We start from the raw sequence: 8,488 nt of genomic DNA on the forward strand, positions 1-8,488 counted from the left end.
GCTTTCGGCCTTCTTGGTATTCACAGCTCCGCCAGCCGGCGCCGCCGGACCAGCGCGATGAAGAACGGCGCGCCGAGCAGCGCCACCACGATGCCCACCCCGACCTCACCGGGACGGACCACCACCCGGCCGAGAATGTCGGCCCCCAGCAACAGGATCGGCGCGAGCACCGCGGCCACGGGCAGCAGCCGGCGGTGGTCCGGACCGATGAGCAGCCGGGCCGCGTGCGGAACCACCAGCCCCACGAACACGATCGGGCCGGCCGCCGCGACCGCTGCCCCGGTGAGCAGCGTGACCGCCGAAAACCCTTGCAGCCGAACCCATCCGACTCGCCGGCCGAGCGCGACCGCGGCGTCCTCGCCCAGTGCCAGGCTGTTCAGCGCCGGCCCGGTCGCCAGCGCCAGCACGGAGCCGGCCAGCACGAACGGCGCGACCTGCCAGACCAGCGACGGATCCGGCCCGGCGAGCGAGCCGGCGGCCCAGAACCGGTAGCGGTTCAGCGAATCCGGGTCGACCAACGCGATGCCGCTGGTGATCGACGTCAGCAGCGCGCCGGCGGCCACCCCGGTCAGCGCCAGCGTCACCGGGCTGGAGCGACCCAGGGCGTACACCACCGCGCTGGTGACCAGCGCGCCGGCGAAGGCGAACCAGATGTAGCCGTACAGGGAGGTCACGCCGATCGCCGCGACCGCGATCACCACGCCGAACGCGGCACCCGCGCTGATCCCGAGCAACCCCGGGTCGGCGAGCGGGTTCCGGGTGAGCGCCTGCATGAGCGTGCCGGCCAGCCCCAGCCCGACCCCGACGAGCAGCCCGAGCGCGGTCCGCGGAATCCGCGCGCCCCAGACGATGCCCGCGACGTCGGGCCCGCCCCGGCCGAACAGCGCCGCGACCACGTCGCCGGGCGGGATGGGCCGCACGCCGATCGCGATCGACAGGAGGCACACCGCGGCGAGCACGCCGAGCAGCGGGAACAGCCTGAGCACCGGGCCACCTTAGCGTGACCTAACTAAGGCTAGGCAAGCCTAACTTGACCGTGTTAGGTTGCGGATCATGTCCAAGTTGATCCTCGCCCTGCTCATGATGGTCACGCTCGCGGCGTGCGGCACGGCTGGCAGTACCTCGGCCGGCCCGACCACGTCCGCGTCGGGCGCGTTCCCGGTCCGGGTCGAGCACAAGTACGGCACCACCGAGATCACCCGCCAGCCGGAACGGGTTGTCACGCTTGGACTGTCCGATCAGGACGCGGTGCTCGCGCTGGGCACCCGGCCGGTCGGCGCGGTCGACTGGTTCGGTGAGCGGCCGTACGGGCAATGGCCGTGGACCAAGGAGTTGTGGGGGGACAAGCCGCCCGAGGTGGTCGGTCAGCGCGACGACTACAACTTCGAGAAGATCATCAACCTGAAGCCGGACCTGATCATCGGGCTGTATTCCGGCATGACCAGGGAGCAGTACGACACCCTGTCCAAGATCGCCCCGACGGTGGCCCAGCCGAAGGGTTTCGCCGACTACGCCGCGCCCTGGACCGAGCAGGCCAAGCTGGCCGGCCGCGCGCTCGGCCTCGAAGCCAGGGCAGACTCGCTGATCACCGCCGTCGGTGAGCGGTTTGCCTTGGTGCGCAAGGAACATCCGGAGTGGTCGGGCCGCTCGGTGGCGGTCGTGGACACGTTCCAACCCGGGCAGTACGCCGTGTTCGCGCCCTCGGACCCCAAGACGCGCTTCCTGACCGAGCTCGGTTACCGGGTGCCCGACGCGATTGTCGCGGCGGCCGGCGACAAGAACGCCGCGGAGATCAGCTCCGAGCGGCTCGACCTCGTCGACGTCGACCGGTTGGTGTTCCTCACCTCCGACCCGGCGGCCGAGGCGCGGGTCAAGGCCGACCGGGTCTACCAGAACCTCAACGTGGCCAAGGCCGGCCGCGCGCTGTTCGTGCCGTACGCCAGCCCGCCGGTCGGCGCCGCGGTGTCCTTCAACACCGTGTTGAGCATTCCCTACGCCATCGACCAGATCGTGCCGCTGCTCGCGGCCGGCACCCGATGACCGAACTGGCGCTGACCGCGGCGCAGTCGGGAATCCTGCTGGCCCAACGCATTGACCCGGAGAGCACCGACTACAACATCGCGTGCTCGGTCGAGATCCGCGGCGCCGTCGACCTCGACCGGCTCGCCGCCGGGATCCGGCAGGCGGTCGCCGAGGCGGAGTGCCTGCACGTGCGGATCGCCGGGGACCTGCAGGTCGTCCTGCCGGCGCCGGAGATCCCGTTGCCGGTGCTGGATCTCGACGACGCGGCGGCCGAGGGGTGGATGTCCGCGGACCGCTCCCGGGTGATCGACCTCGAGCGTGGCCCGATGTTCGCCCAGGTGCTGATTCGGACCGGCGCCGGCCGGGTGCTGTGGTACCAGCGCTACCACCACATCGTGACCGACGGCTACGGCATCGTCCTGATCACACGCCGGGCCGCCGAGTTGTACACGTCGCCCCAGCCGGTCCGCTCCCGGCCGGTTCAGTCTCTTGTGGACATTGAGGGCGCGTACCGGGATTCAGCACGGTACGCGGCGGACCGGGAGTACTGGGACGGCCGGCTGGCCGACCGTCCCGAACCGGCCAGGCTGCTGGGGCTGGCCGACGCGGCGACGGAGTTGGCCCGAACGCGGAGTGCCGTTGCTTCGCACGGGGTTCGGCTGTCCCGGGTGATGATCGCCGCGGTGGCCGCGTACCTGCACCGGTTCACCGGCCAGCGGGACGTGGTGCTGGCACTGCCGGTGGCGGCCCGCGACGATGCCGAGTTGCGGGCGGTACCCGGGCTGGCGTCGAACATTCTCCCGTTGCGGCTGGCGGTGCGCCCGGAGATGACCCCGGCCGAGCTGATCACCGCGGTCTACCGGGAGGTCCGCGAACTCACCGCGCACGGTCGCTACCGCGGTGAGCAACTGGCGCGGGATCTGGATGCTACGGACGGGTTGCGGGAGCTGGTCGGGCCGACGGTCAACCTGATCGGCTTCGCCCGTGATCTTCGGTTCGGCGACCACGCGGCGAGCGTGCGAAGCCGGTGGACCGGCCCGGTCGACGACCTGGCGGTCACGGTCGTCGGGCAGCCGGACGGTTCGGCCGTGCTCGAGCTCGCCGGCCGGTGCCCGCCCGCTGAGCTCGCCGGTCACGAACGCCGCCTGCTGGCTGTGATCGATGCCATGACCACGGCTCCCGACCGTCCACTGGGGACCATTGAGTTGCTGACCGGCGCCGAGCGCCGCGCGGTCCTGACCCGTTTCGCCGGTGAACCGCGGGAGGTGGACGAGCTGTCGTGGCCGGAGCTGTTCGAGCGCCAGGCGCGCCGAACACCCGACGCGCCCGCGCTGGTGTGCGAGTCGGACCAGCTCAGCTATGCCGAGCTGGATGCGGTGTCGAACCGCTTCGCCCGCCTGCTGATCGCGCGCGGCGTGGTGCCGGAGGACGTCGTCGCCGTCAAGGTGCCCCGGTCGGCCGGCCTGGTCGTCGCGCTGCTCGGCATCCTGAAGGCCGGTGCGGCGTACCTTCCGCTGGACGAGAACCTCCCGGCCGAGCGCGTCGAGTTCATGCTGGCCGACGCCGGCGCGCGGATGGTCGTCGACGCCGGCGACCTGGCGGAGTCGAAGCGCTTCGACGATGGTGCGGTCAATAACAGACCGATCGGTTTGGACAGTGCGGCGTACGTGATCTACACGTCCGGCTCGACCGGCCGGCCCAAGGGCGTCGTGGTGACCCACGAGGGCATCGGCAGCCTGGTCGCCACCGCCGTCGACCGCCTGGGCGTGACCCCGGAGAGCCGTGTTCTGCAGTTCGCGTCGATCGGCTTCGACGTCGCGGTGTGGGATCTCTGCATGGCCCTGTGCGTCGGCGCGCGGGTCGTGCTGGTGCCGGCCGAGCGCCGGGTCGCCACCACCGAGCTGACCGAATACCTCGTGCGGCACCGGGTGTCGCACCTGATCCTGCCGCCGTCCCTGGTGTCTGCGCTGCCCCCGGGCGCCGAACTACCGGCCGGCACCGTGCTCGTCGTCGGCACCGAAGCGGTACCACCCGAGCTGATCGCCCGCTGGTCTCCGCGGCTGCGTATGGTCGTCGCCTATGGCCTGACCGAGGCGACCGTCAACTCCACGCTGTGGCCGGCGGAACCAGGCCCGGTCCTGATCGGCCGCCCGGATCCGAACACCCGGGTCTACGTCCTCGACGCGGCGCTGCGACCGGTAAACGTCGGTGTCCCCGGCGAGCTGTACGTCGCCGGGCGCGGCCTGGCCCGTGGCTACGCCGGCCAGCCCGGCCCCACCTCCGCCCGCTTCGTCGCGGATCCCTACGGTCAGCCGGGATCGCGCATGTACCGGACCGGCGACCGCGCTCGCTGGCGGCTCGACGGGAACCTGGAGTTCCTGGGGCGCCTGGACAACCAGCTCAAGATCCGCGGGCACCGCATCGAGCCCGCCGAGATCGGGTCCGCCCTGCTGCGCGACCCCTCGATCACCCAGGCTGCGGTGACGATCCGGGACGGCCGGCTTATCGCCTACGTCACCGGCGCGGCCCTCGACCCCGCCGCCGTCCGGTCCGACCTGGCCCGCCGCCTGCCGGCTGCCCTGGTACCCAGCGCCATCGTCGTCCTCGACGACCCGCTCCCGTTGACACCGAACGGAAAGCTCGACACCCGGGCACTGCCGGATCCACAGTGGACGACCACGAACGCCGGCCCGCGAACGGAGCGCGAGCGAGCCCTCGCCGCCGCGTTTGCCGACGTGCTGGGCCTGCCCCAGATCGGCGTCCACGACAGCTTCTTCGAGTTGGGCGGCGACAGCATCACCGCCATCCAGCTCTCCACGGCCGCTCGCCAGGCCGGCTTGCGGCTCACCCCCCGGGATGTCTTCCAACACCGGACGGTCGCCGCCCTCGCCGCCGCGACCACCAGGCCCGAGCCCGTCGCTCCAACGTCGCCAAACGACGGGGACATTGCTCCACCCAGCGCCGTTATCCGTTACCTGGCCGAACATTCCGCTCCGGTCGACGCCTTCCATCAATCTGCGCTCATCCCGACCCCACCGGTGCTCACCGAAGATGACCTGGTCTCCGCCCTGCAGGTCCTCCTCGACCGGCACCCCATGCTCCGGGCCGTTCGCCAAGACGACTGGTCCCTCAGCCCTCAACCACCTGGCACCGTCCGCGCGGCCGGCCTGATCGAAACCCGTGCTACCGCACCCACTCCGGACGTTGTGGAGTGGGCGGCCGGACAGTTGGCGCCACGGGCCGGGATCATGGTGCGGGCCGCGTGGTTCCGGTCGGCGCGCCGGCTGCTGCTAGTGATCAACCATCTGGTGGTGGACGGCGTGTCGTGGCGCATCCTGCTGTCCGAGCTGACCGCCTTGTGGTCGGGACGGTCAGATCTTCCCGCGATGGGCACGTCGTTCGCGCAGTGGTCGCGAGCACTGCGCGACACCTCCCGGGAGGATGAGATCCCGTTCTGGCGGCGGCAGTTGGAATGCCCGGATCCGCCGCTCGGTTCGGGAAACCTCGGCCCGGCCGACACCGTGGCGACCGCGCGCACGATGACCGTGGAACTGCCGCCGGACAACCGGTTCGACCGGGTGCTGGCCGCGCTGGTGATCGCGGTGGGCCGGTGGCGGGGCGGTGACTCCGAGGTGCTGGTCGAGCTGGAGGGCCACGGCAGGGAGGAGCAGGTCGTCCTGAGTGCAGACCTGACCAGCACGGTCGGCTGGTTCACCAGCATGTTCCCGGTCCGTCTGGACCCGGGCCGCGAGGGTGATCTCGGCGTCGCCGTGCTGCGCGTGCGCGAGCGGCTGCGAGCCTTGCCCGACAACGGGATCGGCTTCGGACTGGTGCGCCACCTGCTGCCCGATCTGGCGCGGCCGCAGTTGCTGTTCAACCATCTCGGCCGGTTCCCGGCGGACGTGGTGTTCGGCGCCGGGCGGGATCCGTTGACGCGCCTGCGCCACGTGCTGGAGATCAACGTGCTGGGCCGCACCGCGACGATCACCTGGGCCGGACGGTTGCTTTCCGAGACCTCGGTCCGTGGGCTCGCCGAAGCCTGGTCAGGGGTTCTGGCCGAGGCGGAGCGCGAGGTGTTGCCGGCTTCGCCGCTGCAGCAAGGGTTCTACTTCCACGCGCAGGGTGAGTCGGACGTCTACCTGGTGCAGCAGATCATCGAGCTCAACACCACCGCCGACGGCCCGGCCATGCGCCGGGCCGCGCAGCGCCTCCTGGACCGGCACGCTCCGCTGCGTGCCGGGTTCCGGCAGCTGGACGACGGTCGGATCGTTCAGGTCGTACCGGACCGCGTCGACGTACCGTTCCGTGAGCTGACCACCACCGATGTGCACGCCGTCGCCGAGGCCGAGCGATTGAAGCGCTTCGACGTGGCCGTGCCGCCGCTGTTCCGGTGTGTGCTGGTGCACGACGGGATGGAGCGGAGCCGCCTGGTGCTGACCCTGCACCACATCGTCGCCGACGGCTGGTCGGTGCCGATCATGATCCGGGAGCTGCTCGCTCTGTACGACGAGCAGGCGGAGCTGCCGCCGGTCACCCCGTACCGCGACTTCCTGGACTGGCTGTCCACTCGGGACCGGGACGCCGCGCAGACCGCCTGGCACGAGGTGCTGACCGGCGTCACCGAGCCGACCCGGCTGGTTGGCCCGCCGGGCGCATCGCTGAAGCCGGAGGAGCTCGACGTCGAGCTGCCCGCGAGCACGACCGCGGACGTGCTTGCCATGGCCCGGAAACACGGGCTCACGCTGAGCACGGTCGTGCACGGTGCCTGGGCCCTGGTGCTCGGCCGGTTCACCGGCCGCCGGGACGTGGTGTTCGGTTCCACGGTCTCCGGCCGCGCCGCGGACCTGCCCGGCATCGAGTCCATGATCGGCCTGTTCGCCAACACGCTCCCGGTCCGGATGCGTTGGCAGCCGACGGATCGAATCGCTTCGACACTGCTCCGGCTGCAGGATCAGCAGTCGGGGCTGCTCGACCACCAGCATGTCGGGCTCGGCGAGCTGCACCGGATGCTCGGGCTGACCGAGCTGTTCGACACGCTCGTGGTGTTCGAGAACTACCCGGTGGCGCCCGATCCCGGTGGCCCGCTCACGGCCACCGGCGTCGAGTTCTTCGGCACCGGCCACTACCCGCTGGCCGTGATCGCCCTCCCTGGTTCCCGGCTGCGCCTCCGCCTGAGTTACGACGCCAACCGCCTGAGCCGTGATCACGTCGAGTGGATCGCCCGCCAGCTGACCGCCACGCTCGCCTCCCTTGCGGCACAACCGGATCAGACCGTCCACCAACTCGAGACGCGGAACATGCTTTCCGGCCCGGCGCTGGATGTTCCCCTGACGACGCTGCACGGGCTGTTCGAGGAACAGGTTGCCCGCACGCCGCACGCCACCGCCCTGATCTCCGAGGACGAGCGGCTGACCTACGCCGACCTGAACGAGCGGGCGAACGTGCTTGCCCGGGAGTTGACCGGAGAGGTCGTCCCGGTGCACCTGCCGCGGTCGGTCCACGCGGTGGTGCGGATGATCGCCGCGCTCAAGGCGGGGGCTGCGTACCTCCCCATCGATCCGGAGTACCCGGGGGAGCGGGTGCGGTTCATGCTCGGGGACGCGGGGGCAAATGCCATGAATGACTCATTCGCTGCATTGAACGCACTGAATGAGGCATTCATGGCGCCCGCCTACCTGGTGTTCACCTCTGGCTCAACCGGTCACCCCAAGGGCGTCCTGGTTCCGCACCAGGCCATCGTGAACCAGGTCGCCTGGATGCGCAGCCAGTTCCCGCTGACCGCGGACGACCGGGTGCTGCACCAGATCTCGCCGGGCTTCGACCCGTCCGTGCTGGAGATCTTCTGGCCGCTCAGCCAGGGCGCCGCGGTGGTGCTCGCGCGGCCGGGTGGCCAGGGCGATCCGGCGTACCTCACCGGGCTCATCCGCGATCACCGGGTCACCGCGATGATCATCGTGTCCTCGGTGCTCGCGGCTTTCCTTGACGCGGTGGAGATCACCGGGGACCTTGACCGGATCGCCAGCCTCCGGCTGGTGTTCAGCGGTGGCGACGCCTTGACCGGTGCGGTCGCGGAGCGCTGGCGGGCGCGCACCGGGGTGCCGCTTTTCCATGTCTACGGTCCATCGGAGGCGGCGGTACAGGTCACCTGGTTCGACGCCGCACAGGCCGGCGGATCAACCGTCCCGATTGGACACCCGGTCGCCAACACCCGGCTGTACGTGCTCGACGAGCGGCTCCGGCCGGCCCACACCGGCGAGCTCTACCTTGCCGGCGCCCAGCTCGCCCTGGGCTACCACAACCGGGCCGGGCTGACGGCGGAGCGGTTCGTCGCCGATCCGTTCGGGGCGCCGGGGGAGCGGATGTACCGGACGGGAGACCTGGTCCGCGCCGGAGCCGAGGGCGCGCTCACCTACCTCGACCGCACGGACGAGCAGGTCAAGATCCGCGGCAACCGCGTGGAGCTCGG

General features: G+C 71.0%; 3 protein-coding genes. 2 read left to right on the top strand and 1 reads right to left on the bottom strand.

Translation table 11 applies throughout. From position 1 onward, the window contains the following. Nucleotides 1-20 precede the first annotated feature (20 nt). Nucleotides 21-986, bottom strand: coding sequence for a FecCD family ABC transporter permease (locus VGR06_RS27125; protein WP_327561967.1), 966 nt, complete (start codon nucleotides 984-986; stop codon nucleotides 21-23). Between the two features lie 67 nt (nucleotides 987-1,053). Between VGR06_RS27125 and VGR06_RS27130 the strand changes: the two genes are divergently transcribed. Together VGR06_RS27130 and VGR06_RS27135 are read left to right on the top strand one after the other, a co-directional pair. Continuing rightward, nucleotides 1,054-2,040 (top strand): iron-siderophore ABC transporter substrate-binding protein, encoded by a 987-nt coding sequence (locus VGR06_RS27130; RefSeq protein ID WP_327561968.1) that lies wholly within the window; start codon nucleotides 1,054-1,056, stop codon nucleotides 2,038-2,040. Beyond that, nucleotides 2,037-8,488, top strand: a 6,452-nt coding sequence (locus tag VGR06_RS27135) for a non-ribosomal peptide synthetase (RefSeq protein WP_327561969.1), incomplete at its 3' end; no start/stop codon positions are given. The genes VGR06_RS27130 and VGR06_RS27135, both read left to right, overlap by 4 nt.

The organism is Actinophytocola sp. (assembly GCF_036002505.1).
Lineage (GTDB): Bacteria > Actinomycetota > Actinomycetes > Mycobacteriales > Pseudonocardiaceae > DASYTH01.

Coding starts and splice junctions, on each gene's coding strand:
- VGR06_RS27130 (WP_327561968.1), top strand. CDS start 1,054: ATGTCCAAGTTGATCCTCGCCCTGCTCATGATGGTCACGCTCGCGGCG.